Raw genomic sequence first — 26,064 nt, 5'->3', positions numbered from 1 at the left:
TACCGGGAGCGGTTCATCGCTTGTCCAGCAGGTACAGGAACTCGGTCACATGGGTGTCCCGGGCGCCGAGGTTGCGGCTGCCGCGGAAGGTGTTGTAACGCGTGTCCATCACGCTCAGCGCGCCCATACCTTCCAGGCCGGCAAGGAAGCGCTCGTGGCTGATGAAGCCCTCCGAGTTGTACGAGATCAACACGAACCGCGCGCGCACCTGCGCCACCGCGTCGAACAGCGCGGTCCCGGCCAACCGGGCTTTGTTGTAATCCGACCGGTTCCAATCCGTTGGAATGCCCGACACCCGGCTGACCTGCGACGGCCGTTGGTAATCACACAGCAGGTTCAACATGAAGTAATTCGAACCGTACGGATGCTCGTTGTAGGGCGGATCGAAGTACGCCACGTCCACCATGTCCAGCTCACGCACCAGCGCATTGGCATCGCGGCGATGCAACTGCACCGCGCATGCGAAGCGACTGAACACCGGCGCCTGCACCTCGATCGGGCGCAGGATGCGGGACAACGCGTTACGTGCCGTGCCACCGAACTGGCCAACGCCGTCGCGGTTCTTGTGGAAGCCTTTGAACACGCCGGAGGTGTTGGTGTACATCGACGCCTGCGCCAGCACAGGCGCCAGCAGGAATGGCCGCAACTCCGCCGGCGTATCCACCAGCACCTGGCAGAAGGTATCCAGGAACATCGCGTTGCGACGCGTATAGAACACCCGCTCGCCGGGCTGGATGTCGTCGTCGTCCAGCGGCGCATACAGTTCGCACAGGAAGCCCGGCGCCAGTTCGCGCTGCACCCGGCGTGCAACGCGGGAAATCTCTTCCTCCAGCGCTGCCGCATCCACATCCGCCACGTTGGCCTGGTGGCAGCGGTTGCCGACCTCGCTGTAGCGCTCCAGGTCGTTGCACTGCAGGGTGGCGGCATGCCGGCGCGCCAACCGAGCCACCACGCCCGAGCCGGAAAACAGATCCAGGAAATCGATCCGCGTCTTGCCCAGGCAGTCCTTGGCGTGTGCGATGCCCGCCTCCACGAACGGCAGCAGGGCGCGCTTGTTGCCGATGTAGGTGATCAGCTGGCTGCGCAGGTAGGCCGCGTGCTCGACAGGCACGGAGTCGGTGGAATCTTCCTGCGGATTCAAACGGTTCCCCTGATCACATGATGGCCTTCGAAATTCCCCGCCATGGTAGCGCCGAGCCACGCCCGGCGGGGTTTGCAGTGCGGCCGGTCACGCCTGGGATCGGGCATTTCCGCCGAGCATGGCCCGACGCTGCCGATGCGATCCCGTGACTCGTGCGCCAACGTTTTGACGCAAACGAAACATGAAACTGGTAAAAAGGACGATCTATTCGTCACGAATCGAGCACATGTCGCCAAGGAACGGAGACAACATCGCAGCCCCGCACACCGGTTCGAGCCCCAGGCTCCCGCGTGTGCGCCCTGCCCTGCGCCCGCTACCGGCGCGCTCGATGGCTTGCGTGGCCACCGCATGACCGCATCGACTTCCCCCTTCCCACCCGCAGCCAGGAGGCCCCCCGTGCGCCGAACGTTTCTGCCGTGCGCTGCCCTGCTCCTCCTCACCGCCTGCCACCCGGAGAACGCCATGAACCAGGAAATCACCACCGCCGAACAGGACGTCGAGAACGGCGGCCGCGGCCTGGCCAAGCTCAATCCCAGCCCGCGCCAGGCGTTCGAGCTGGTGCTGCACATCGCCGATGCCCCCGGCGCATTCGCCGTGGTGGAAGGCGTGGCCCAGTACGACGTCACCAACGAGCAGGAATGCGGTCGCATCGTTCCGGCTACCGGCATGGCCGCGCGCATCACCAGCCAGGAGCCGGTGCAGCTGAAGAAGGTGTCCGATACCGAGTACCGCGGCACGGTCTACCTGGACCGCATGCTGGATGAGGATTACTACGGCCGCGGCGTCTGCAAGTGGACCTTCAGCGGTGCCGGCGCGATGTTGAAGGCCACCGGCGCCGATGGCGAAACCCGCTTCACCTCGTTCATCGAAGCCGATCAGTTCATCGCCGGCAAGGCGCTCACCCGTCATTACCCGGACCGCGATTACCCGCGCGTGGCGTCGGTGCCGGACTTCGGCCAGGCCGGCCACGAAGATCCGTCGCGGTTCCGCCCGGAGCTGCAGGACGCGCTGTTCACCGCCACCCTCACCGCCCATGAGGTGCGCTGATGCCGCTCACCCACCGCGACTACGCCGCACTTGCCGCCGATGCCTATGAAGACCACAAGGTCGGCCGGCACGCCCCTGGCCAGGAAGAAGTGGTGCCGCTCAACGGGCACAACTACAAGGTGCTGGAGCACGTAAACAACCGGCAGAACGGCTACCAGGGCACGATCTACCAGCGCGAGGACACCGGCGAGATCATCGTCTCCCATCGCGGCACCGAGGAGATCCTGCAGGATGCCGTGCTTGCCGATGGCGGGATGGTGCTGGCGCGCTACAACCTGCAGGCCGACGATGCCATCGCGCTGACCCAGCGTGCGGTCGCGTTGTCCAAGCACATCGGCGAGAACGAAGGCCGGGCCCCGGAAGTCAGCGTCACCGGGCATTCGCTGGGCGGCGCGCTGGCCCAGGTCACCGCCCACCATTTCGACCTGAAGGGCGAGACCTTCAACGCCTACGGTGCGGCCAGCCTGGGGCTGCGCATCCCCGAAGGCGGCACCAGCGTGCTCAACCATGCCATGGCATCGGATCCGGTGAGCGCGGCCTCCGGGCATTACGGCGAGGTGCGCCTTTACGCCAGGCCCGATGAAATCAGTACGCTGGACAACGCCGGCTTCAGCAACAAGTGGTACAACGGCGTGATTCCGGATTCGGCGCTGGTCGCCGCCGCCGGTTCGCTGGGCGCGCACAAGCTCGGCAATTTCGCTGATACCGGTTCGGTTCTGGATGACCCTGCCACGCAGGCGTTGGCCAAGCAGAACGCGCGGATGATCGACGAATACCGCGACAAGATGGAGCTGCTGCGCGGGGCGGTCACCACCGGCGCGCGCGGCATGCCGGGCGTGGCCGTGGACCTGTACGACCGGATCCGCGGCCCGCTGGATCCGGGCGAGCCGGCCCGCAAGGCGGCCGAAGACGCGCACAAGCGCGAAGGCGCCCTGCGCATGGACAGCCCCGGCCATCCCGGCAACCTGCTGTTCCAGGACGCATTGCGCGGCGTGGAGGCACAGGACCTGCGCGTGGGCCGCACGCCGGACCAGCACAGCGGCCAGTTGGCCGGCAGCCTGGCGGCGGAAATGCACGCCAACGGCGGCACCCGCATCGACAGCGTGCTGATGAGCAGCGATGCCTCGCGCACCTTCGGCGTGCAGGGCCAGGCCAACGATCCGGCGCACCTGCGGGTTTCGGTGGCGACCACCGAGGCCATGCAGGTGCCCCTTGAACAGAGCAGTGAGCGCGTGCAGCTGGCAGCCAGCCAGCGCACCGGACAGGAGCAGGAGCGGCAGCTTGCGCAGCAGCAAGACAGCGCCAGGCAGATGCATGCTTGAGTCGCACGCTTCTGCAGAAAGGCTTCGGCCGCGGTGGCAGGCCCTGCTGCCCTGCCTCGCCATTGTTGCGCTTGCAGCCTGCCATCCGCACGGTGCGGAACAGGACGCTGGGCAGAACGAACGCGGCCTCGCCAAACTCAATCCCACCCCGCGGCAGGCCCATGAGCTGGTATTGAAGATCGTCGATGCGCCCGGCCCTTTCGCGGTGGTGGAAGGCAGCGCGCAGTACGACGTCATCAACGAACAGGAATGCGGGCGCATCGTGCCGGCCACCGGCCGCGCGGGCCGCATCACCAGCAAGGAAGAGGTGAAGCTGCAGCAAGTCAGCGACAACGAATACCGTGGCACGGTGTATCTCGAGCTGATGCAGGACGAGGACTATTACGGACGCGGCGTCTGCCAGTGGAAGTTCAGCGGCGCCGGCGCGATGCTGAAGGCCACCGGTGCCGATGGAGAGACGCGTTTCCTGTCCTTCATCCAGGCCGACCGTTTCGTCAAGGGTGACACCGAAACCCAGCATTACGCCGATATGGGTTATCCGCGCGACGCCATGGACAACTACGCCGATTACGGCGAAGACGCACCCGAGGGCTTCAAACCGGAGCTGCGTGGGTCGTTGTTCAGCGTCACCCTCGTCAGCCCACAGCCACCATCGCACTGACTTCGTTCCGAGAAGGCACCCCATGCGTAGAACGATCCTTCCCTGCCTCGCCCTGCTGCTCATCACCGCCTGCCATTCCGAGACTGCCATGAACCAAGAAATCACCACCGCAGAAAAAGACGTCGAAGAGGGCGGCCGTGGCCTCGCCAAGCTCAATCCCACGCCACGTCACGCCTATGAGTTCGTGCTGAAGATCAACGACGCCCCCGGCCCGATCAACGTGGTGGAGGCCGTGGCGCAGTACGACGTGACCAACGAAGACCAGTGCGGCCGCATACAGCCGGAAACCGGCACCGCTGGCCGGATCACCAGCCAGGAGCCTGTCGAGCTGCGAAAGGTGGCCGATGGCGAATACCGCGGCATCGTCTACCTGGACCGCATGCTCGACGAGGACTACTACGGTCGCGGCGTGTGCCGCTGGGAGTTCAGCGGTGCCAGTGCGATGCTCAAGGCCACCGGGGCCGAAGGCGAAACCCGCTTCACCTCGTTCCTCGAATCCCCGGCCTTTGCAAAGAGTGAGCCGCTGACGCGCTACTACGCCAACGCCGTATACCCGCGTGCCGAGGCGCTGCCCGACTACCGTGCCGGCGGTGAAGCCGCGCCCACCGACTACAAGCCTGAACTGCAGGATTCGATCTTCTCCGTCCAGCTCTCCGCGCGGCAGGTCCAGCCATGAGCCTGACCAGCCAGGATTACGCCGCGCTTTCCGATGATGCGTACGAGGACTACGCCGTTGGCCGCCGTGACAATGGCAAGGACGAACTCGTCACGCTCAATGGTCACTCGTACAAGATCATCGAACATGTAAACAACAAGAGCAACGGTTATCAGGGCACGATCTACGAGCGCGCCGACACCGGCGAAGTCATCGTTGCCCATCGTGGCACCGAACAGATACTGCTGGATGGCGTAGTGACGGACGCCGGCATGGTCGTCACACGTGCCAACCTGCAGGCGCCCGATGCCATCGCGCTGACGCAGCGTGCGGTGGCCCAGGCCGAGGTCAACGCCTCGTTGAACGGGCGTGCGGCCGAGGTCAGCGTCACCGGACATTCATTGGGCGGTGCCCTGGCACAAGTGAGCGCGCACCACCACGGCCTGAAGGGCGAGACCTTCAATGCCTATGGTGCAGCCAGCCTGGGCTACCGCATCCCGGAAGGCGGCAACGCCATGGTCAACCATGTGATGGCCGCCGATCCGGTCAGTGCCGCCTCCGGTCACTATGGCCAGGTCAAGACGTATACCAATGAGACCGAGATAAAGAACCTGTACGGCTCCGGCTTCCGCAACGGCGCGGTCGCTGGCTTCCTGATGCCCGATTCGGCGTTGCTGGCCGCCGGCCGCTCGCTGGATTCGCACAAGATGGGCAACTTCCTGGGCGAGGGCTCGGTGCTGGACAACCCGGCCTCGCAGGCGTTGGCCAAGCAGAATGACGGCATGATCAGCGAGTACCGCGACAAGCTGGAATTCCTGCGCGGCGGCCTGACCACTGCGACCCGCGGCGGGATCGGCAATGCGGAGGACATCATCAACCGCATCCGCGGCCCGCTGGAGCCGGGCGAGCCCGCGCGCAAGGCAGCGGAGGAAGACGCGCACAAGCGCGACGGCGCGATGCGCATGGATCAGCCTGGCCATCCCGGCAACCTGCTGTTCCAGGACGCGCTGCGTGGCGTGGAGGCACAGGACCTGCGCGTGGGCCGCACGCCGGACCAGCACAGCGGCCAGCTCGCCGGCAGCCTGGCGGCGGAAATGCACGCCAACGGCGGCACCCGCATCGACAATGTGCTGATGAGCAACGATGCCTCGCGCACGTTCGGCGTGCAGGGTGAAGTCAACGATCCTGCGCACCTGCGCGTGTCGGTGGCAACCACCGAGGCGATGAACACGTCACTGGATCAGTCCAGCGAGCGCGTGGCATCACACCAGGCCGCGCAGCAGGTGGCCTCGCAGGAACGTGACCTGCAGATCGAGCAGAGCCAGGTGGCTGCGCGCAGCATGAATGCCTGAGCCGTTCCCCGGCGCCTTGGTTGGGGCGGGCCGAAGGTACGCGTCCGTGGCTCCCTCAAGCCGATCTCACGCACTGCTTGCGGCGTGGGATCGGCTCAAGACCAGGCCAGATGGACATTCAGCGCGGCCACTGGGAAACAGGTTGAACGAACAGGTTCATCGCTCAGGGTAACTGCAGGCCTCATAAGTAGCTGTACACCCGGACCCGGCAGGATCGATGCACAGCTGGCAGGTTGATGTGCAGCCAGCAGTCAGATCGGCTCGATCTCAGGCAGGCTGCAGGCACTGTAGGCCACCTTGCAGCCATTACCTGCGCGGTTCTCGCAGTAACTCTGCGCCTTCTTCAAGGCCAGCTCAGGCGTAGCGCCTTCGCCCAGACCGCCGAGCGCCGTGGCATCCCCGCCATCCGGCACGACCCATGCCACGCACTGGTTGCTGTACTCGGCCATCACTTTGCAATCCGTGGCGCCATTGCGTCGACATTTCGCCATTGCTTCGCTGAGCGCGTCGCTTTTCGTCAGACGGCCCATCGCAGCCCCTGCATCGGACGTGGCTGCGGAGGCCACTATCGCCCCCCACCGCGTGCCCCAGCGCGTGGTCGGTGCAGCAATCTGGGGCGCAGCAGGCTGTTGCTGGCGCGCTGAGGACCCCGGAATCGGTGCGCAGCCACCTACGCCTTGGCCGCCCACAGGATATTGACCGGGTGGGCAGCGGCCTTCTGCGGATGCGGGGTCAGCAGGAATCAAGGAGCTGACGATAACTGCTGACAGCAATAGCAACGCCCACGAAGACTGTTGCACACGATTGACCAAGGGTGGCGGTGCACTCAACAGATGCCAACCCGCATGCGCTGACTCGCGTGCCGGCGAGGATGGACTCGACGCCCGGCCGTTGCTTATCGCGTCCACTGGGGGAGACTGCACGCGCTGTAAGCCAGAACGCATGAACCACCGGGGGCGTGTTTGCACTTCGAAGTTGCATTATCCACCGCAGCCTGCTCGGACAATCCAGCTGAAATGCCTGTTTTCGCCCCTGGCGCGTCTGCAGATGGAACGACCCACGCAGCGCACTGATTCCGGTAGGTAAGGAGTATCCGACAGTCTTTCAGACCGTTCCGGGCACATTTTTCGATGGCGACACGCTTGGCATCACCTTCAGTCAACTGGTCGACCACGACGCCGGCATCGGGAGTTGAATCAGACAGCGCCATTGCGCCCCAGCGGTCCTCGTAACGACCCGGATCAATCGGCGGCGGCGCGGGCTGCGCCGCCTGGTTGCCGCCGTAGCCTGGAATCGGTGCGCATCCGCCAACGCCTTGGCCGCCGACAGGGTACTGGCCCGGAGGGCAGCGCCCCTCCGCGTAGGCACCCGCGCTGCCCAGTGAGAAGAAGAATGCGATGAAAAGCATCCAAGCGCCCCGCGGTCTCCAGTACGTCATTGCCACACCTCCATCCCTATACCGTCTCAACCAATGGGCGCATTACCGCGGCTACCTGCTGGTGCCACATTACCGGCGCCCGCCTCTCCTCCCATATTAGGCATCACTACCCGACTCTGAGCTGTCTCACCGGTGGCTGCCGTGCTTGCTGGCGCGGCCTGCTGCGGCGCATAAGAACCCGGCGGCTGACCCTGCGGACCCGGCGCCGTAGCACCCGGCGAACCGCCGATCTGCGAGTACGCCATGAACGCACCCAGCGTGCCCTGGAAGAACATCGCCGCCATGGGCGGTGCGGTCAGGATCAACGTGGTCAGGATCAACCCCATGCCGCCCTGCTGCAGCGCCATGCTGGTCATGCCCTCGGTGAAGTTGGAACCCATCAGCGCGCCGGCCGCGGCGGTGCCCCAGAACGCCAAGGCCACCTTGGACACCATGCTCATCGCAATCCCGGTCATGGCCGCCAGCACCGCCATCGAGAACATCGTGCCGATGCCATAGAACAGCCATCGCTGGAACAGCGATTTGGTCTGCTCGAACAGCAGGCACAATATGAACAACGGTGCGAAGCCAATGAACAGCGCCATCGCGACTTCATACAGCAGCAGCATCGCACCTGCGGTTACGGCGGGCCCGCCCGTGCCCAGGCCGATGAACCACATGGCACGGGTCTTTGCGTTGTCCAGCGTCACGTCACCGGCCACATCCAGCACGTCCACCGCCGACAGCGCCACCTGCATGTACGCCAGGTTTTCATCGATGAGGTCCTTGGCCGTGTCTTCCTCACCGGTGACCACGTAGGTGATCTCGTCCTGCACGTAATGGGTCAGGAAGGAATGCACGTTCTGGCCGAAGATGGCCATCGTGGTGGCGGTGATGACGATCAGGGCGGCACGCGCCATGTCCGTCACCAGCGCCATCATCGAGTCCCGGCTGCGGCCGGTCACGATGCGGTAGCCCTGCAGCAGCAGCCAGATGGTCATCACCACCAGGGCGATGATGCCCACCCACTCCATCATGCGGCTGAGGAAACCCAGGCCGAACTCGGATATCTCCCTGCTGAGATAGTCGAAGATCAGTTTGAAGAACACGAAATCGCCGATCGACGAGGTCGCGATCGGTCCGTGCAGCGCTCCTTGTGCCCACATACTGTCCATCATCCCTAGACTCATTGCTTCACCTGCCCCTTTTCGGGGCCTCGCAGGGGTGCATTACGCACGGTTTTCAATCGAGTGCCGTCTTCAACGCTGCAGCTTTGATCACCGAGCCGATCGGATTGGTTTCACCCTTCAGCGCACGCTGCGCCAGCGCACGTTGCTGGCTCTGCAGTGCCACGATCTGCTGGTCGTAGATGCGCATCTGGTTTTCCCAGGTCTTGAAGTTCGCATCGATCTGCAACTGCGATGCGGTCGCGTTCGCGGTGGTTTCCGCCAGCGCGCCTTCGTTGTCAAACAGCCGACGGATGTTGCGCAGCGTTCCCAGCGTCTGCTGCATGAGCGGCAGGGACTGCTGTACGACCGCGACGGTCTCGTTGTACTTGCGGTTCTCCAGCGCCTGGATGTACGAGCATATCGTCCGCTGCTGCGCACCGATGTCGCCACCAGGGCTGATCCCCGCCATGGCCATGATGCCGGTGATGCTGAACGCCGAACCGCCGCCGCAGCGCTCGGCAATATTCCAGTCATCCGGAATGGTGGTAAGCGTCGGCGTCGCCGGCATGATCGGGTTGGCGATGATCTGCGACCAGTTCTGCAGCTTCTGCAGCCAGTTGTTCAAGGTCGCGGTGTAGTGCGAAGCGGTCTGGGTCCAGCGCCCGGCCGTTTCGATGTATTCCAGGCCGGCCGCGATATCGGCTTTCACGCTCTGGAAAAGCGCCGGCGGGTCATTGACGATCCACTGGGCCTGCACCGGTGCAGGCGCCATCAGTGAAAACGATGCGCACAAGGCAAGCGTGGCCGTCGCCAGTGGCATCAGGCGACGACGAAGGGCAGGACGTTGCGGGGCAACGGTATTCATGGTGGCCTCCGGAATGAGGTGGGTGGTCATGGGTCAGGCTGCTTTGTCGCGGTCGTTGCTGGCCGGCTTTCCCGAACCCTTGCGGCGGCGGTAGAAATCCTCCAGCCACTGCTCTGGTGTCAGCATCGATTCCGCCACATTCTCGCGGGTAGCGGCATCCTGAAGAACTCGGTGCATCACATCGATATTGTCAGTTGATGCGGAAATCACCGAAAGGATGTCGTCCATGCCGCGCATGTTGAGCTGGCAGACATTGGAGGCATGCCCCTGCTTGACCAGGAAGCAGCGTGAGCGTTCGTCCAGCGCGGTGACGACCTTGAACTCGGCATCGGTCAACTTCAGGCCGTCGATGTAATCGGTGCGGCTCGCATTCGGATTGGGCAGCAGGATCAGCGTGGCGGTCTGTTCGATCAGCGCGGCGGAAATATCGCTCTTCAGCGCGTCTTCCGGGCTCTGCGTGGCGAAGATACCCAGGCCGTTCTGCTTACGGATGGTCTTCTGCTTGTTCTTGGCGAACTCCTTCAGTCCACCCTCGCCATCGAGGATCTTCCAGAATTCGTCCATCACATAGATCAGGCGACGCCCGTCGATGAGCGATTCAAGCCGGTGCAGCAGGTAATTGATCACCGGCACGCGCACTTCCGGATTGTCGATCACGTCGGTGTAATCGAAACCGATGATGTTCGCCCGCTCCAGGTCGATCGTGTCCACCGGATTGTCGAACACCCAACCCAGCGAGCTGCCGGCGGTCCAGCGGCGCATGCGCGCGTACAGCCCATCGTCACCGAGGTTCGGCAGGCTCTTCTGGAAGTTGGTCATGCTGCGCAGGTGCATGGGCGTATCAAGCATGCTTTCCACCGCGCGGAAGATGTCCTCTTCTTCGCGGGCGCTATACTGGCCCTTGCCGGCCAGCACCTTGACCAGGTCGGCCAGGAACTGCACGTTCGCTTCGGTGCGTTCGCACTGGAAGGGATTGAAGCCGGTCGGCCGCCCGTTTTCCAGCGCCAGGTAGTTGCCACCACAGGCACGCACGAAGATCTCCGCGCCGCGGTCCTTGTCGAAGAAGAAGATGGTCGGCGCCGGATCATACTTCTGCACTTGGCTGAGCAGGAAGTTGATCAGCGCGGTCTTGCCGGTACCGGACTTGCCGATGACCATCGTATTGGCGATGGCCTTCTCGCCCAGCGAGTTTTCCGCCGGATGGGTGGCGTGGAAATTGAAGTAGTACGGCTGCCCGTTGGTGGTCTGCAGCGTGGTCAGGCAGTCCCCCCATGGATTGTTGTGTTGCTTGCCGGTAGCGAAATTGTGCAACGGCGACAGCCCCAGGAAGTTCAGCGAACTGACGTTGGCCAGTCGCGTGCGGTAGCGCCAGTTCGCCGGAATCTGCGAATAGAACGATGCCGTGATCGCGATGTCTTCCTTTGCCGACACGAAGCCGGCGTTGGACAACTCCGCACGCGTGGTGGCCACGTTCGCCGAGAGCTGGCCCTGGCTGTCTGCGAACACGGCGACGGTGAAGTGATATTCGCCGAGTACGAAGTTGCCCGAGGACAGATGGTCCATCGCCTGGTCCAGCTCGATGATCTGGCTCACCGCCTTGTCGCCGGAGGAGATCATCATGCCCTTGGTACGGTCCAGGATCTTCAGCGCATCCTGGCGGCCCATCGGGCTGAAGGACTGGGTGACCACGTACTCGAAATCCAGGTACTTCAAGCCGTTCAGGATGCCGGGATAGGTGCCCTCGGCGTATTCTTTGATGTTGAGGATCGCGCCGAAGTGATTCTTGCCGTTGGGCGTACTGATCACGAAATCGCCGGTCTTGGCCGAGAACATGTGGCGGCTCACCGGCAGGTATTCCTTGACCGGCGCGGCCAGCACCGGCACCGGCTCATCGATGCGGTTGATCAGGTAGCCGAAGAACTCCAGCGTCTCGGAAAACACCACGCCGTTGGCCGCTTCGTACATGCCAAGGCGGTATGGCGCATAGTCGCGCAGCACCGCTTCGACGTTGCCGGCCAGCTCCATCAGCTTTTCCACGGCCTGCTCCTGCTCGGCCTGCAGGCGTGGCACGTCGGCTGATTTCTCCACGAAACGCTTACCGGCCACCACCGGCCGATAGATCATGGTCAGGTACAGCTCGTTCTGCATGATCCGCTGGCTGGACAGCATGTCCAGGTAGGTATCGGACACGTCCTGGTTGAAGCGCTGGGCGAACTTGCTGCGCTCCTTCAACTGCCGGCGGCGGCGGACGTCGTGCGTCCAGAACGCCACGTTGACGAAATCCGGCGCGCGCAGCGTCTGCAGCAGTCGGTTGAAGGTGTTGTGCTTGTGCTCAAGCTCCCATTCTTCCCGACCCACGAACGGCAATCCCTCGAGGTGCCACGTCAACAGGTAGTCGCCACCGCTGGTCTTCACCACCGCTGGGGCCACATGCGAGGACAAGGGAATGAACTCGCTGATCGACGTATCCGGACTGAACATGCCTACTCTCCAGGAACTGCCATATGCCTGCTGCTACGCCGCTGAAACATTCAGCGGCGGTTTCCACCCGGTGCCTTCGCAGGCGCCGGCTTGTCGCGGTAGTGGTTCGGAGTGAACACCCACATACCTTCATGGTCGCGCACGTTCCGCGCCCGGAACTTGAACTGCAATCGCAGTCCCATCAGCCGGAAGATCATCTCGTCCCGACGCGCCATCTGCCGCATGATCATCACGGCCACCGGGATGCTGAGCAGAACCCAGAAATCCCAGTAGATGGCGAGCAGGAACAGGCCGCCGCATACCATGAAGAAAGGTACGTAGGGCACGCCCAGGAACATCGGTGGGCGCGTGCAGCCGCGGAAGACGACGTTCTTATGCACTGTAGTACTGGGCAGCGGTGCTCAGCATGCCGACGGCCGAGCATTCGCCGTACTCATCACCCAGCAGCATGCGGGCGATCTGGCCAGCCGCGCCGATCAGCACGCCACCGATCAGGATTGGCGACACGTCGCTGATGCGCTTGTGGGCGAAGGCGATCTGGTAGCCGGCGAAGATCACCGCGATGGTCACCACGGCGATCGACACCAGGTTCAACAGGCCCTTGACGCTGTCGAAGAAGCCGCACACCTTCTTGTCGGTGCCGCCGAATTCCTGCGCGAAAGCCTGTGGGACGAACATCATGCCAACGAAGGCAACGGCCATCGCCAGGGTCTTCAGGGTGCGCTGGGCCTGGGCGAGATCATGGGTGTTCAGCTTCATGGGGACTTCCTTATTGATGGACGAAAAACAACATGTGCGGCCCCTGCCCGGCGGCCAGTGAACTGCTCAGAACACGAAAGCCGCGTCCCTGGCAGGTGCATCGGTGACAGGCGCGGCAGACGCGGGCATTGCCGCCGCGCCGGTTGCCGCGGGTTGGTTGCGTTCACTCCAGGGACGCAGCAGCACCGGAGCCCCGGGGCTGCCAGCGGGCGCTTGCTGCGGGCCCATGGGCGGTGCGGGGACGACCGGTTGACCCTGCGGGTAGCCTTCGTCGGCATAGCCGGCCATCGGCGCTGCCGAAGGCACCGCTCGGTCGACCAGGTTGGTCACCGCACGGGCCAGCCCACCATCAGCGGCGCGCAGCAGGCTGCCGCGCACCATGGCGCCGGTGTTGGGATACACCACGTAAGCGCGCGCGGGGTCTTCCGGGAGCGGCATCACTACGCCGCCGCCTTGGGCGAGCATCTGTGTCTGCAGGCCTTCGATCCGGGTGCGCAGGCGCGCGGCATCGGCGGATTCGGCCGGCGCGCGGGCTGCCGCAGTGGGTGTACGCGGCGTGCGATCCACCACTGGAATCGGCAATGCACCGTTCGCGGAGGCGACCATCCGGCCGCGCTGCATCGAACTGAACACCTTCTGCACATAGCCGTGCCGGTAGCCGGTTTCAAAATTGCCCGAGTAGTAGCAACTGAATGCCTTGCCCCAGTCACCCTTCGAACGCGAATGGCATTCGGCCAGGATGCGCGATCCCGCCTGCAGGTTCGGGCATTGCTGGAAGGCTTTTTCGTAGCTTTCCAGCCCGTATTTCCGCAGGTTGTAACGATTGACCTGGGCCAGCCCCAGCGAGAAGTTGTAGCCGTTCTCTTCCAGCATCCGTGCCGTCGCCACCGCCTCGTCCAAAGCCTGCGGCTGGCGCGCAAGACGACCACCCACCACGCCGATGGCGTACGGGTTACGCGACGATTCCACGTTCACCACGTGGGCCATGACATCCATCGACACGGCCAGCTCGGGGCAGGCCAACGCTTCCAGTCCGGGCAGCATCAGCGCGCCTCCTGGCGAGCATGCGGGCAGTGGCCGCCATGACAGGCATTCATACCGCGCCCCCTTGGCCCTGGGCACGCCCGGGATTGAAATCGATGCCGGTGATGTGCCGGTCGCCAGCGTGCGCCTTCACGTGCACAACGACGTCGATGGTCATCTGCAGCAGGCGCTTGATGACCGGGAACTCCAGCCCTGAGCCTTCGTTGGATGCCTTCACCATCAGCGCCAGCTGGTCCCAGGTCTGTTCCGGGCTGCCCGCATGGCAGCTGGTGATCGACCCGGGATGGCCGGAGGCGCAGTTACGGATGAAGTAGAACGCTTCATCGCCGCGCAGCTCGGCCAGGATGATCCGGTCCGGCTTCATGCGCAGGCAGGCTTCCATGCAGGTTTTGGCACTGACATTGCTGCCACTCTGGCCACCCTTGGAATACAGCAGGTGCACGACGTTGGGCTGCTCGATGAACAGCTCGCGCGCATCTTCGATGGTGACCAGGCGTTCCCCTTGGGGAATGTGGTGGACCAGCGATTTCATGAACGTCGTCTTGCCGCTGCCGGTGGCACCGGACACCACGATGTTCTTGCGGTACTGCACCGCACGACGGAAGAAGCCGGCGAAATCGCGCGCGCGGCGCAGTTCCATCAACTCCTCATCCTGCGCGCTCAGGCTGCCGTCGTGTTCGACGATGCGATCAAAGAAGCCATCGTCCTGGTACTGCTGCAGGGTCCGCATCTGGCGCGAAGGAAGGCGGATGGTGATGGAAACCTTGCCCGCGTCACACGCGGGCGGAATCACGAACTGCGCACGCTGGCCGCTGGGGAAGGTCAGCGACACCATCGGATCGGCATCGGTGATGCGCTGCCCCGTGTTGCTTTCGTTCACCACTGCGGTGCAGAACTGGCGGGCCCGTTCGAAGGTCAACGTGGGCACCGCCACCTGCTGCCAGCCATCACGCGTCTCCAGGTAGATCTCACCAGGCCGGTTGACGCAGATTTCGGTGACTTCGGACGACCCCATGTAACCCGCAATACCCAGCACTTCGTACTGGTATTGCAGGAATTCGCTGGAAACCAGCGCGAGGGGTGAAGTCTCCATGTCCACGACGGGTCCTGTGCTCCTGGATCAGCGACGCGCCAGCACGGCGCTGAAGTCGACGTCCTTTGCGACGTAGACGTTGATGATGGTGCCTTGGTTGACCGTCACGGTCGGCGCGCGGCGCTGGCTCGCGGCCTGCTGTGCGAGGCTTTCCATGGTGCGGGCGGTTGCACTTTCATACGGCGACTGCATCGCAAAGCCACTGCTGTTGACCGTGGTGGTCTCCGGGCCATTCTCCGCGGCTGCGTATTTGAAGGCATCAGCGAGCAGGCTGATCATCAGGGCGCTGGCGATGCGCTGGCCCCAGTGGGCGGTGTACTGCCCCGGGATGCCTGCCCCGCCCAGCCCATCCGTGCCCGGGCTGGACATGGCAACGTCAATGCCGTTCGGCGTCGTGATGCGATCCCAGATCACATCCACGCGTTCGCCGATCGGGCCGCCACCGTAGCTGCCGTAGATCTTGGAACCCTTCGGCAACAGCAGGGTACGGCCGTTGATCGAGTAGACCGGTTCGGTCACCAGGCAGGAGGTGAACCCGGCCACGTCGGTGATGATGCGCGTTTCAAGCACGCAGCGCAGGTAGGTGCCGCGAACCAGAAGTGCATCCGGGCTGCGGATGAAAGCGGCGTTGGACACATCGTCCACATCCGCACCGCGACGCGTTTCTTCCGGCGCCTGACGGCCGTTCATCTGCTGCAGCGCCAGCAACGTCGGATCGACCGGCGCCTGGCGTTCGGAAGGATCACCGCCGCCACCGCTACCGGTGGCCGCAATGCGGCGATCGAGCAGCGAAGGCATGCGCGGCGCCTCGCCGATGGTGCGGCTGTTGCGCTCCATCGGCATCGGCATGTCGTTCGGCATCGGCGGCGGCGGCAGCATCGGAATCGGATCGGCCTGCATCGGCGGGGGTGTCTGCACCGTCGGCGCCACGCTCGGAAGGTCCGGCGTGCTCGGACGCGAAACTTCGGCGCCGCGCGCGGGGGCCTCCGCGTCGTCCCTGCCCTTGCGCAGCAGCAGGAAGCCCATCAGCAGCACCAGGGCGAGGATGCCGCCGATGAACATCAACGCCTTGCGATTCAATCGGCGTTCTTCCGCTGTGCGCAGCTGCGGCGCGCTGGCATCCAGATCCGGCGCATCCTGCGGCTGCACACGGTTGTAATACGGGTTACCCGGCTCCTGCGCGGTGCCTTCCTGGCGGTAGGCATCGTCGTCCTGGCGGGGGTCATTCCCTGGAGGCGTGTTCTGGCTCATTTCTTGGTATTCCTCCGCAGGCCGACCACGTTGTCACCGTGTCGGATCACCAGGTACGGGTGGGTGCCATGCACCACCAGGGTATTGCCCTCCACCGTCGTGTTGATGACGAAGTCCTCGCCATTCTCGGTCTCGCGGCCGAACACGGCCGGGAAGATGCCGGTCTTGAACTCCGGCGAAGACGGGAGGCGCACATAGGTGAAGCGGCCATCGTCGTAGGCATTGACCGGGATCAGCCAGCCCATCCGCTTGGCCTTGCGGGTCGAATAGGAGTAGTCGAAGTTGTAGCGACGATCCTTTGCGATGGTGGTGCTGAGCAGCGGCTTGCTCTCTTCCACCGACTCCTGGGCAACGGTGAACTCACTGTCACTGGGGTAGGTGAAAGCGATCTTGTACTGCACGCCGGCCTTGCGCGCCTGGTCCAGCTGGCGCCAATCAGTCGCCACCACCTTCAGTTCGAAGATGTACGAGTTGGTTTCCGTGCGCACCATCATGTTGGTGTCCACGTCCACGTTCTTCGGCTTCAAGTAGAAGACGTTGCCGCGACGCGTCAGCTCCCAGCCACTGCTGAAGCCGGTGCTGTAGTCGAGGATCTTTTCATGCGGGCTCAACTCGATCTGGGTGGTGAGGCCCAGGCCGGTGCGGACCGTGTAGATCTGGTCCGGCACATAGGCATAACGGTCCACGGCCTGGGCCGAGACGGTGGTGGCATACCCTGCCAGCATTCCCGCCAGCATCCAGGCACATGCCTTGTTTCTGCGACTACTCATCGGTTGCTTGCTCCATCAGCAGTTCCGGTGGAAAGGTTGCGCGCGGGGACCGGCGTGCCGCGGCCTGGCGCTTGTTGAGCGGGTGCACCGGGAACCGGTGCGGTCTGCACCGGGTAGCCCTGCGCAGGTACGGCCTGTCCCGGCCCGGCGGCACCGGGAATGCCCTGGGCAGGAATGCCTTGCTGGGCCGGAAGCATCTGGCCCGGGGGCGGCGGAGCCGGCGCCACCATGGGCTGGCCGGACACCGGATCGATCGTGCCCTGGCCCATCTGCTGGCTCGGGTCAAACATCGCCGGGTCGGCCTGCACGGCCGCCTGCTGTTGTGCCTGCAGCATGGCCTGCTGCTGCGCCTGCGCGTCGGTGGCGGCCTGGTCAGGCAGCGGAACCGCGGCGGCGTAGTCGCTGTCCACGCGGTATTCGGTAACCTGGAAGCCCAGCGGATTGAGCAGGCGGTCCTGGTCGTTGAGCGCCAGCTTGGCGTCGTAGTTGAAGCGCAGGGTCACCAGGCGGTTGTCCATGAAAGTGGACGCACCACTGTTCTTGTCCACCAGGGTGCGCTGCACGCGCACCGATGCGCCACGGAAGCCGCCGTTGTCCAGCTCGCCGATCGGGGTGATGCTGAGGATCTTCACCCGGATCGCCTTCGTGTTGCCGTACAGCACCACCGGGCTCTGCGGATTGGTGCGCGCATAACGTGCCCGCAGCTGCGCGGCGATGTTGTCGGCGGACATGGTGAACACCAGGTTCCAGTCACGCAGCTGCATCAGCGCCAGGTCATAGGATTCGTGTGCCAGCACGTACTGCGCCACGTTGCTGCGGTTCACCGCCTCGACGTGAGTCACTGAACTGCTGCCGAAATCGCCCTGCAGGCGCGCCACCGATGCGGTGCCGGTGTAGGCGTCGGCCATCACCAGGAACGGCACCTTCTCCTTCAGCGGCAGCATGTAGTAATAGCCGCCGGCGAGCGCCAGGGACATCACCAGCGACGCACCGGCGACCCACCAGGCACGACGCTCGCTCTTGCGCGCCATGTCGGCCACGGTCAGCTCATAGCTCACCGCCTTGGCGACGGCCTGCTCCACCTTGGGACTATTGCCTGGGTCTTTCTTACGGAACATGGGGTTTTCCGGACTGCATGATCGTCAATGAGCGCCATGCCCCTGCGGCCAGCGCAGGAGCATCACGACGGGAAAACGGCAGCAGTCAGCTACCGCTTGGCGCGGTTTCGGCGGGTGCGGGTGCGGGGTTGGCGTTGGGCGCGCTGGCTGGCGTGGTGGCCGCCGTCGGCACCGCGGCGCTGCTGCCGGCCACGATCTTGTTGCCCACGATGCTCACGTACACGCCCTGCGCCGCATAAGCGGTGGTGACGTCGGCCACGGCCTGCTGCGCACTGGTCGTGGAGATGCGGGAAACGCCGCCGTGCAGCGTGTAATCCGACCCCAGCCGGTAATCCAGCGACATCCCCGAATCGGCCGCCCAGCGCTCGAGCATGGCCTTCAACGTGCCATCCATCGGCGATGCCTGGAAGGCATAGCTGGTGTACAGGGGAATTTCCGTGGGTGCAGCGTCAAAGCGATTGACCGGCTTCCACCGCCCGCCGAAATCCGGCGCAGGCTTGGTGGCACAACCCGACATCGCAACCGCCGCCACGGCGATGAAAATCTTCAGCAACGCTTGCCGCATACGAACATCCTTTGACGTACGAATAAGCAGCTTCGATACGGGTGGTTCGGCAGTCCAGCGTTGCATCTGCACGCTGGAACCGGTTACGCGGCGGCCTGTGCCGTCATGTGCAACCGTCTCCCCTGCGGCCAAAGCCGCCTGCCCAACGGGCGTTGCACCGCCACGTGGGCATGATGCATCGCCTGACACCTTGTTCGAAGCCATCCCTGTTCCGGTGATGTTCTGCACCACCTGATCGACTCCATCGGCTCGATGAACTGAACCGATGGCGAAGAGTGGCATAGAACGAGGTCAAGGATGCGTCAAGAACGCATGAAAGTTCAACGCATGCACGACAAATTGTTGACGCCAGTCACCACTTCACGGGAGTGAATGCATTTATTTTCCGTGCTTTCGTCTCAGCTGATTCATATCTGCAAGCTGGGAACGTCAACCTTTGCTAGCAGGCGGGAAGTGAAGTGACGATCCTTGTAGTAGCGGATCTTGTCGCACATCACCGGATGCGGAATGCCCTCGTAGAGGAACACTTCCTTGTCCGTGCCCATCGCCTTCAGCTCCTGCGGCAGCATCAGCGCACGCCGCTCCTCACTGAAGCTGTGGCTCTTCTCGCGGCCCTTGGTGATGTTCTTCTTGCGCAGGGTGGTGTAGCCCAGCATGTCCGAATAATCGTTGGCGTCCTGCTGCTCGCGCGGGGCGAACAGGATCTGCAGGGCGTGGTTGGTGATGATGGTGCGAGACACATCGCGGCCGTAGGTGGCATCCAGCTGGGCCATGCTCTGGATGATCGGCAGCAGCCGCACGTTGTAACCGGCCATGTAGGACACCGCCGAAGCAATGATGTCGACCTTGCCGATGGAGGTGAATTCGTCCATCAGCAGCAGCACCTGGTGCTTCAGGTCCGGATTGGACTTGGGCAGCTCCTTGGTGTTGAGGTTGATGATCTGGCTGAAGAACAGGTTGATGATCATCCGGCTTTCGGCCAGCTTGTTGGGCTGGATGCCGATGTAGATGGTCATCTTCTTCTTGCGCAGGTCGGTCAGCAGGAAGTCGTTGCTGCTGGTGGCCGCATCCAGAACTGGATTGATCCAGGCGTTCAGCGGCTCCTTGAAGGTGCCCATGATCGAGGCGAAGGTCTCGTCCGCCTGCGACAGCAGGTTGGCAAAGGCCGACTTGGCGTTGCCGCTCAGGAACGGCCGGCTGGCCAGGGTCTGCAGGTACTTGCGCAGGTCCGTGCCGTCGCCGGAGGAGATCCGGTAGATCGCGCCCAGGGTCGGCACGCCCTGCCCGCCCGGGAAGCCACTGCGGCGCTCGTCATCGTAATTGTCGAACAGGTACAGCGTGAGGGCCATGAACGCATTGCGCGCCTGGCTGACCCAGAATTTCTGGTCGTCCGAACCATCCGGGTACAGCATCGCGGCGATGCTCATCAGGTCGGAAACGCGGAAGGCCGGGTCATCGGAGACGTAGCTGAGCGGATTCCAGCGATGGCTGCGGCGGTCTTCGGCAAAGGGGTTGAACAGGAAGACTTCCTGGCCCTGCTTGGCGCGCCAGCCGCTGGTGAGCTCGTAGTTTTCCTGCTTGATGTCCAGCACCACCACGGACTCTTCGTATTCCAGCAGGTTGGGAATCACCACGCCCACGCCTTTGCCCGAACGGGTCGGCGCGGCCAGGATCACGAACTGCTGGCCGGACAGACGCACCAGCTTGCCCTTGTAGCTGCCCACCACGATGCTGTCGCCGGTCTTCTTGAACAACCCGTGTGAAGACAGGTCCGAGCCCGTTGCGAAGCGTGCATCACCGTGCAGGCCCTTCTTCTTGCGCCGGAGCAGCAGGAAGCCGGCGACCACCACGAACAGGAACAGCGGGATGCCGAAGCCCACGTAACCGGCGGCCTTGATCTTGCCCACGAAGGGCGCGACCTGCGGCTGGTCCAGCGCACTGACGTACGGGTAGTAGGTGTTCCAGCTGAAATGGCTGGTATCCAGGCCAAGGAACAGCAGTACCAGGTAGCCCGAAAGCAGGTAACCGATGACGAGCGTCGCGACGATGGCGACCGAGTAGCGAACCAATTTCTGCGTGGACAAACCCGATCCTCCGTGAGCGCATGATGGGCCGGACTCTACACAACTGGTCGTGACACGGGTAGGTGCATCCTTCCCTGGAAACCTTCCGGTGGGTGTCGACCGCCCCCGATGGGTGACGACCGGCTCCGGTGGGTGACGACCGTTGGTCGTCACGCTCTTCTTCCCCAGCCCCTTCACATCACACCATCCGGACCGCGATCCGGGTATGCTCCGCGCGCCAAAAACAAAACCTGGAGCAAAGGAATGCAACGATCCTCGTCGTGGACGCGCTGTGCGCTGCTGGCCACCCTCGCCCTTGCTGGCCCTGTCTTCGCCGTGCCTCCGGCGAACGCGCCGTCGCGTACCTCGCCGGCACCGGGTGAAATCAGCAAGGCCATGCCCGAAGGCATGGACCTCTACACCAGCCTGGCCGTCAGTGACAGCAAGCAGGTCGTAGGGACCGGCAACGGCATGGGCGCAGCGGAAGCCAAGGTGCGCGCGCGCAAGGACTGCCAGGACAGCGGCGCCACCGACTGCGTGGAACTGATCACCTTCCCTGTCCGCAATCACTGCATGGCGTTGGCCGTGGACAAGGGTGCCAAGCCTGGTGTCCGGGCCATCTTCGCCAGCAGCGCGCAGGCCGGTACGCCGGAAGCGGCAGCGCTGGGCAAGTCCTCGCTGGACAAGTGCGTTGCATCCGGCGCCAAGCAATGCGGGGTGAACGTTGAACATTGCCTCTGAGCGGATGATCCGCGCGGTACTTGTGGCCGCGGCGCTGCTGGCCAGCGCCGATGCGGCACACGCACAGAATGGTGCGCAGGCCCGACAGCAGGCCCACGCCGCGCAGATGAACTTCCTGGGCTGGCAGCAGAGCCAGCAGGCCGCAACCTATATCAGCGCCGAAGAAGCCGCAGCGCAGCAGGCTGCATCCGCGGCCGCCGCCGCCGCCGCGCGTCGTGTGCGCGACGACGCCAAGCGGGACTGGTGGGGCGCGCTGGTCGTCAACACCGCCGACGGCAGCTGGAACGTAATCCTCAACGAATACGACCCGCGCACCGCCACCCGTAACGCCATGGGCAAATGTGATGGCACCTGCTGGCCTGTCGCCACCTTCGCCAACACCTGCGTGGCGCCGGCTTACAGCCAGCAGGGCGGCATGTACGTCAACACCGGCGAGAACAAGAAGAAGGCGGCCGAATCGGCGTTGGCCAGCTGCCAGGCCGGCGGCGGAGCGCAGTGCCGCAGCGCGGAGGAACAGACCTTCTGCACCGGCTGGAAGTACGCCTATTCGGCGCTGGACCGCATCAGCTACCGCATGGAACTGATCGCGATCAACCGCGTGGCCAAGCCAAAGCTGGAGTTCTTCCCGGGCGGCGCCGAATTCGTGGCCAAGCCGCCGGAAGCCCGCGGCACCGCCACGCGCATGGCCGCTGGCGAGGGCCAGGATCCGAAGATGAACATCGCCCAGCCCTGGAGCGCCATTGCGGTAGAGCGCGGCGGTGACGCATTCGCACTGCACCTGGGCGTCAACGAGAAGGACGCCAAGGACACCGCCATCAGTAAATGCGGCAGGCGCGGCTGCGAAACGGCCGTGGCATGGACCATGGGCGAATGTGCCGCCATCGTGCGCAGCAAGGCGGCGGGAGGCGGCTGGTCCACGTATGGCGCCAAGGCCAGCAGCAAGGCGGCGGCGGAAGAGGATGCGGTCACCCAATGCGTCGAGAGTGGCGCAAATGCCTGCCCGGTAATGCTCAACGAGTGCATGACCCGCTGATCGTCACCCCCTGTTCCTTCTGCTGCTTGTAGCGTTCCAGCAATCGACCAGGGGTTTCTTCCATGCATATCCTCCTCACCGGTGCGACCGGCCTGCTCGGCCAGGGCGTCCTCAACGCCTGCCTTGCCTCGCCTGACGTCACCCGCATCACCGTGCTGGCGCGCCGACCGCTGGACCGCGCCAACGCGAAGGTCGGTGTCGTGCTGCTGGAAGACTTCAGCCGGGCAGCCGACGTGCAGTCACAGCTGGCCGGTATCGACGCGGCCTTCTACTGCGCCGGTGCCCCGCCCATCGGCACCGCCGAAAAGGAATACCGCCGCGTCACCTTCGAGCTGACCTTGGCAGTGGCGCGGGCCTATGCCGCGGCCAATCCACAGGGGTGCTTCTTGTACATTTCCGGCGCCAATTCCGATCCCGAAAGCCGGCTGATGCCGCTGCGCATCAAGGGCGAAACCGAGGATGCGCTGCAGCGGCTGCCGATCACCACCGTGATGCTGCGGCCCGGCGGCATCCTGCCCGAAGAAGGCACGCACAGCCCGCACGGGGTGATGCGCATGTTCCATGCGCTGGCCAGCCCGCTGCAGGGGATGATCGTCAAGAACGTGCCGGGGGCGGCCACCACCAACGGGGCCATCGGCCGGGCGATGATCGCCCTCGCCCGTTCCTCCAGCCCGCCTGCCATTGTCGAAAACCGCGAGATCAACCAGCTCGGCCAGCCTGGCGCGTAACGCGGGGCTCAGCCGCCGCGCGCGGCCTTGCGGACTTCCGCACCGACGCGCGCCTTGACCCGGTCCACGTCCGGATTGTTCGGACCCGAATAGTCGAACGCCTGGATCACGAACACGGTGTGGTCGCCTGCGCTGATGCAGTACGAGATCAGCGAGCGCCCATCCTCGCGCGGGGCGGACACGTGCAGGACCAGCGTCTTCTGGTCCTGGTCCACGCGCGTGCTGTAGCCCACCGCGGCGGCCCCACGCGTTACCGCCGCGCGGCACGCCTGCATGCTCAGTTTGGCCGCCGGAAAGCGGTCCACGTCGTAGCCGAGGCTGAAATCATTCGCCTTGGCCTGCGAGGCCATTCCCAAGGCCGCCACCGTGCCCAGCGCTGCGAATATCGCTGCCTTCATTTCGTTCTCCTGTCAGTGTTGAACGTGCGCCGCCGAACTCACGAACGCACGAAGATTTCCACGCGGCGATTCAACTGCCGGCCGCCGGGGTTGTCCTTGCCCTCCAGCTCGTTGGGCGCCACCGGCTGCGTTTCGCCGTAGCCCTTCGACGCCGCCTGCTGGCCCGCGCCACGCTGGCGCAATGCGGCCACTACCGATGCCGCGCGGCGTTCGGACAGGCTCTGGTTGTAATCGTCCGCGCCCTTGGAATCGGTATGCCCGCGCACTTCCATGCCGGTCGTTTTCACTTCGGCCAGCGCACCGGCCAGGGTATCCAGCAGATTCGCCGCATCGGGACGGATGTCGGACTTGTCGAAGTCGAACAGTACCCGGTCGTTCAAGGTGATCACATAACCGCAGGGCGCACCGGGCGGAGCGAACTTTTTCAGCGGCGGGAACTTGCCGGCAGGCGCCAGGCGGGCCAGCGGCGGCATCCTGACCGGTCGCGCGGGCGGACCGATCGTCCCGGTGCCATCGCCATTGTTGGTGATCAGGCCTTCGTCGCCATTCCAGGTGCCCGAGCCATCCGCATTGACACGCACCAGGCCCATCGGCCCATTCCACGTGCCGCTGCCGTCGCCATTATTGGTGATCAGGCCACTGTCACCATTCCAGGTGCCCGCACCCTTGCCGTCCAGCCGGATCAGGCCGGCCACGCCGTTGTAGGTACCGGATCCATCAGCTTCCACGCTGATGATGGCATCGTCGCCCCCGCCCCCAGGATTACCGTTGATCGTGCCGCTGCCGTCGGCGTTCACGCGCACCAGTCCGCCCTCGAAATTGGCGGTGCCGCTGCCATCGGGGTTGATCACGAAGATGCCTTCGTCGCCATTGCGGGTCAGCTTGCCCTGCGCGTCCACGCTGGTGATGCCGGCATCGTTGATCAGGCTGCCATCGGTACTGCAGCGCGCCGGGGAAACGGTAATACCTTCCACCGGGTTGAGGATGGACTGCAGCGAACTTTCCAGCGCACGCTGCGCCGGGGTGACGCCGATGATCTCCGGCACCACGATCGTCGGGATGACCGGGAATTCGGGGACGTCACTGCCCTGTTCTGCGTCCACTTCCTCATTGGAAGCCGCAGTGGCGCTGCCGGTTACAGGCTCCGGAACTGCCGCATCGGGCCCCTTGGAACACCCCCCAAGCGCAATCAACAGCACGGAAACAGCGGACAGCGGCAACACACGCGTGGATGAGCTCATGTACTGGATCGATCCGTGATGGCAGTGAGGCCAGCATCCTATCCGGCGCCCATTTGCACGGCGTGAACGGCCACAAATCGAACACATCGCCCCGCTTTGGTAGCGCCGAGCCATGCTCGGCGAGCGCACCGCGCGGCCTGCGTCGGACATCGCGCTGCCGGAACGGAACGCCGCCGAGCATGGCTCGGCGCTACCGCGCTGGATTCTCCGCCACCACCTTGTCATACGCCGCCAGGTCCAGGAAAGCCTCGGCCTCCACCACAACGCCGCCTTCCATCCGGAATATCCACACATACTGGTTCCTGTATGGGTGCCCTCCGGTGGTTGTGGATTCGGCTTCAAACCGGCTGATCACCGTATCGCCCACCGCCCAGATGGCATGCACCTTCGGCACCAACGGCCGCGCCAGCCGGCGGGTCAGCGGTACCGCCGCGCCCTCCAGGAACGCATCAACGCCCTGGTAAGTACCCGACACCGAGCCGGAGCCATGCACGGTCCAGACGACCTGCGGGGACAACAGCGCAAACACGGTGCCGTTTCCGGCCGACCAATCAACAAAGGCCTTCCGGACCAAGGCTTCGTTGTGTGCGGCGGTGGCGTGCAGGGGCTCGGACATTGAGGCGTGGGCGGAGCTCAGCGCCGCAATGGCCAAGATCAGGACCAGCGCCAGGCGATTATTCGTAGTCGATCGGTCCACATGATTCTCCTTCCTGTTTCGTGGCAACGACAATGCGCTCCGCCACCCCGTGGCGGTATCCATCCGCCGCTGGACACGACGGTTAGCCGCTCTGGACAATCCCGGGACAGGCCATCGACTGCCCTCCGCGGCCCATCACGATGGATATCGCCGCCGCCATCATCGGTCGGCCATCCGCTCTGGTAGCGCCGAGCCACGCTCGGCGAGCGCACCGCGCGGCCTGCGTCCGGCATCGCGCTGCCGGAACGGACTGCCGCCGAGCACGGCTCGGCGCTACCCAGCCCACCTCCGCACGCCCATCACGATGGATATCGCGGCCGCCATCATCGACCTGCGCCAGGCATCTCGGCCGTCCGCTCTGGTAGCGCCGAGCCATGCTCGGCGAGCGCACCGCGCGGCCTGCGTCGGACATCGCGCTGCCGGAACGGAACGCCGCCGAGCACGGCTCGGCGC

At 64.4% G+C, this 26,064-nt stretch carries 26 protein-coding genes; 8 read left to right on the top strand and 18 right to left on the bottom strand.

All coding sequences use genetic code 11. From position 1 onward, the window contains the following. Window positions 1-13: 13 nt before the first annotated feature. A complete protein-coding gene (locus ABE522_RS11650) occupies window positions 14-1,141 on the bottom strand; it encodes a DNA adenine methylase (protein ID WP_346591813.1) in 1,128 nt (375 codons plus the stop codon). A gap of 396 nt (window positions 1,142-1,537) precedes the next feature. Here ABE522_RS11650 and ABE522_RS11645 point away from each other — a divergent pair, with 396 nt between their 5' ends. Genes ABE522_RS11645 through ABE522_RS11625 form a run of 5 tightly spaced genes read left to right on the top strand, consistent with a single transcriptional unit; the run spans window position 1,538 to window position 6,178 of the window. Beyond that, complete coding sequence (locus ABE522_RS11645; RefSeq protein ID WP_346591812.1) at window positions 1,538-2,188, top strand: hypothetical protein; 651 nt, start codon at window positions 1,538-1,540, stop codon at window positions 2,186-2,188. Further along, window positions 2,188-3,510 carry an XVIPCD domain-containing protein gene (locus ABE522_RS11640; RefSeq protein ID WP_346591811.1) on the top strand — a complete coding sequence of 441 codons (1,323 nt, stop codon included), beginning with the start codon at window positions 2,188-2,190 and terminating at the stop codon, window positions 3,508-3,510. The genes ABE522_RS11645 and ABE522_RS11640 overlap by 1 nt, the downstream gene beginning before the upstream one ends. Beyond that, window positions 3,503-4,171: a hypothetical protein gene (locus ABE522_RS11635; protein ID WP_346591810.1), complete on the top strand. Its 669-nt coding sequence runs from the start codon at window positions 3,503-3,505 to the stop codon at window positions 4,169-4,171. The genes ABE522_RS11640 and ABE522_RS11635 overlap by 8 nt, the downstream gene beginning before the upstream one ends. Before the next feature lie 22 nt (window positions 4,172-4,193). Further along, window positions 4,194-4,847, top strand: a complete 654-nt coding sequence (locus ABE522_RS11630) for a hypothetical protein (RefSeq protein ID WP_346591809.1) — start codon at window positions 4,194-4,196, stop codon at window positions 4,845-4,847. After that, window positions 4,844-6,178 (top strand): XVIPCD domain-containing protein, encoded by a 1,335-nt coding sequence (locus ABE522_RS11625; protein WP_346591808.1) that lies wholly within the window; start codon window positions 4,844-4,846, stop codon window positions 6,176-6,178. Before ABE522_RS11630 ends, ABE522_RS11625 begins: the two co-directional genes overlap by 4 nt. A 251-nt stretch (window positions 6,179-6,429) precedes the next feature. Here the strand turns inward: ABE522_RS11625 and ABE522_RS11620 are convergent, their stop codons facing one another. The 14 genes from ABE522_RS11620 to ABE522_RS11560 all read right to left on the bottom strand — a co-directional run bounded on the left by ABE522_RS11620 (window position 6,430) and on the right by ABE522_RS11560 (window position 20,779). Continuing rightward, a complete protein-coding gene (locus tag ABE522_RS11620; RefSeq protein WP_346591807.1) occupies window positions 6,430-7,122 on the bottom strand; it encodes a DUF4189 domain-containing protein in 693 nt (230 codons plus the stop codon). After that, window positions 7,074-7,388, bottom strand: coding sequence for a DUF4189 domain-containing protein (locus tag ABE522_RS17515; RefSeq protein ID WP_406846345.1), 315 nt, complete (start codon window positions 7,386-7,388; stop codon window positions 7,074-7,076). Before ABE522_RS17515 ends, ABE522_RS11620 begins: the two co-directional genes overlap by 49 nt. 254 nt (window positions 7,389-7,642) lie before the next feature. After that, complete coding sequence (locus ABE522_RS11615) at window positions 7,643-8,773, bottom strand: TrbL/VirB6 family protein (protein WP_406846343.1); 1,131 nt, start codon at window positions 8,771-8,773, stop codon at window positions 7,643-7,645. A gap of 64 nt (window positions 8,774-8,837) precedes the next feature. Further along, window positions 8,838-9,629, bottom strand: coding sequence for a hypothetical protein (locus ABE522_RS11610; RefSeq protein WP_319275042.1), 792 nt, complete (start codon window positions 9,627-9,629; stop codon window positions 8,838-8,840). 33 nt (window positions 9,630-9,662) lie between these two features. Beyond that, window positions 9,663-12,110 carry a VirB4 family type IV secretion/conjugal transfer ATPase gene (locus tag ABE522_RS11605; RefSeq protein ID WP_346591806.1) on the bottom strand — a complete coding sequence of 816 codons (2,448 nt, stop codon included), beginning with the start codon at window positions 12,108-12,110 and terminating at the stop codon, window positions 9,663-9,665. Between the two features lie 50 nt (window positions 12,111-12,160). After that, window positions 12,161-12,490 (bottom strand): VirB3 family type IV secretion system protein, encoded by a 330-nt coding sequence (locus tag ABE522_RS11600; protein ID WP_080335038.1) that lies wholly within the window; start codon window positions 12,488-12,490, stop codon window positions 12,161-12,163. Further along, entirely contained in the window at window positions 12,483-12,869 is a 387-nt protein-coding gene (locus ABE522_RS11595) for a TrbC/VirB2 family protein (protein ID WP_042612597.1), read from the bottom strand. The genes ABE522_RS11600 and ABE522_RS11595 overlap by 8 nt, the downstream gene beginning before the upstream one ends. 66 nt (window positions 12,870-12,935) lie before the next feature. Further along, window positions 12,936-13,913, bottom strand: a complete 978-nt coding sequence (locus ABE522_RS11590) for a lytic transglycosylase domain-containing protein (protein WP_406846342.1) — start codon at window positions 13,911-13,913, stop codon at window positions 12,936-12,938. A gap of 49 nt (window positions 13,914-13,962) precedes the next feature. Next, window positions 13,963-15,006, bottom strand: a complete 1,044-nt coding sequence (virB11, locus tag ABE522_RS11585) for a P-type DNA transfer ATPase VirB11 (RefSeq protein ID WP_042612595.1) — start codon at window positions 15,004-15,006, stop codon at window positions 13,963-13,965. Between the two features lie 27 nt (window positions 15,007-15,033). Continuing rightward, entirely contained in the window at window positions 15,034-16,257 is a 1,224-nt protein-coding gene (locus ABE522_RS11580; protein ID WP_346591805.1) for a TrbI/VirB10 family protein, read from the bottom strand. Continuing rightward, complete coding sequence (locus ABE522_RS11575) at window positions 16,254-17,027, bottom strand: TrbG/VirB9 family P-type conjugative transfer protein (protein WP_042612593.1); 774 nt, start codon at window positions 17,025-17,027, stop codon at window positions 16,254-16,256. Before ABE522_RS11575 ends, ABE522_RS11580 begins: the two co-directional genes overlap by 4 nt. Next, window positions 17,024-18,145 (bottom strand): VirB8 family type IV secretion system protein, encoded by a 1,122-nt coding sequence (locus ABE522_RS11570; RefSeq protein ID WP_042612592.1) that lies wholly within the window; start codon window positions 18,143-18,145, stop codon window positions 17,024-17,026. Before ABE522_RS11570 ends, ABE522_RS11575 begins: the two co-directional genes overlap by 4 nt. 85 nt (window positions 18,146-18,230) lie before the next feature. Beyond that, window positions 18,231-18,710: a hypothetical protein gene (locus ABE522_RS11565; RefSeq protein ID WP_346591833.1), complete on the bottom strand. Its 480-nt coding sequence runs from the start codon at window positions 18,708-18,710 to the stop codon at window positions 18,231-18,233. A 407-nt stretch (window positions 18,711-19,117) separates the two neighbouring features. Continuing rightward, a complete protein-coding gene (locus tag ABE522_RS11560) occupies window positions 19,118-20,779 on the bottom strand; it encodes a type IV secretory system conjugative DNA transfer family protein (RefSeq protein WP_406846344.1) in 1,662 nt (553 codons plus the stop codon). A 258-nt stretch (window positions 20,780-21,037) separates the two neighbouring features. Between ABE522_RS11560 and ABE522_RS11555 the strand changes: the two genes are divergently transcribed. From ABE522_RS11555 to ABE522_RS11545, 3 genes are all read left to right on the top strand, one after another. Beyond that, window positions 21,038-21,514: a DUF4189 domain-containing protein gene (locus ABE522_RS11555; RefSeq protein ID WP_346591803.1), complete on the top strand. Its 477-nt coding sequence runs from the start codon at window positions 21,038-21,040 to the stop codon at window positions 21,512-21,514. Further along, window positions 21,498-22,547, top strand: coding sequence for a DUF4189 domain-containing protein (locus ABE522_RS11550; protein WP_346591802.1), 1,050 nt, complete (start codon window positions 21,498-21,500; stop codon window positions 22,545-22,547). Before ABE522_RS11555 ends, ABE522_RS11550 begins: the two co-directional genes overlap by 17 nt. Window positions 22,548-22,609: 62 nt before the next feature. Then, window positions 22,610-23,275 carry an NAD-dependent epimerase/dehydratase family protein gene (locus ABE522_RS11545; RefSeq protein WP_346591801.1) on the top strand — a complete coding sequence of 222 codons (666 nt, stop codon included), beginning with the start codon at window positions 22,610-22,612 and terminating at the stop codon, window positions 23,273-23,275. Between the two features lie 8 nt (window positions 23,276-23,283). Here ABE522_RS11545 and ABE522_RS11540 read toward each other — a convergent pair whose 3' ends face one another. The 3 genes from ABE522_RS11540 to ABE522_RS11530 all read right to left on the bottom strand — a co-directional run bounded on the left by ABE522_RS11540 (window position 23,284) and on the right by ABE522_RS11530 (window position 25,611). After that, window positions 23,284-23,673 carry a DUF6180 family protein gene (locus tag ABE522_RS11540; protein WP_346591800.1) on the bottom strand — a complete coding sequence of 130 codons (390 nt, stop codon included), beginning with the start codon at window positions 23,671-23,673 and terminating at the stop codon, window positions 23,284-23,286. Between the two features lie 38 nt (window positions 23,674-23,711). Further along, a complete protein-coding gene (locus ABE522_RS11535) occupies window positions 23,712-24,914 on the bottom strand; it encodes an OmpA family protein (protein ID WP_346591799.1) in 1,203 nt (400 codons plus the stop codon). A 190-nt stretch (window positions 24,915-25,104) separates the two neighbouring features. Further along, window positions 25,105-25,611, bottom strand: a complete 507-nt coding sequence (locus ABE522_RS11530; RefSeq protein ID WP_346591798.1) for a nuclear transport factor 2 family protein — start codon at window positions 25,609-25,611, stop codon at window positions 25,105-25,107. Window positions 25,612-26,064 lie beyond the last annotated feature (453 nt).

Source organism: Stenotrophomonas lacuserhaii (genome assembly GCF_039674585.1).
In the GTDB taxonomy this organism is placed as follows: Bacteria; Pseudomonadota; Gammaproteobacteria; order Xanthomonadales; family Xanthomonadaceae; genus Stenotrophomonas; species Stenotrophomonas pennii_A.
The sequence above is the reverse complement of the archived record's forward strand: the minus strand, read 5'-3'. Positions and strand labels throughout refer to the sequence as shown.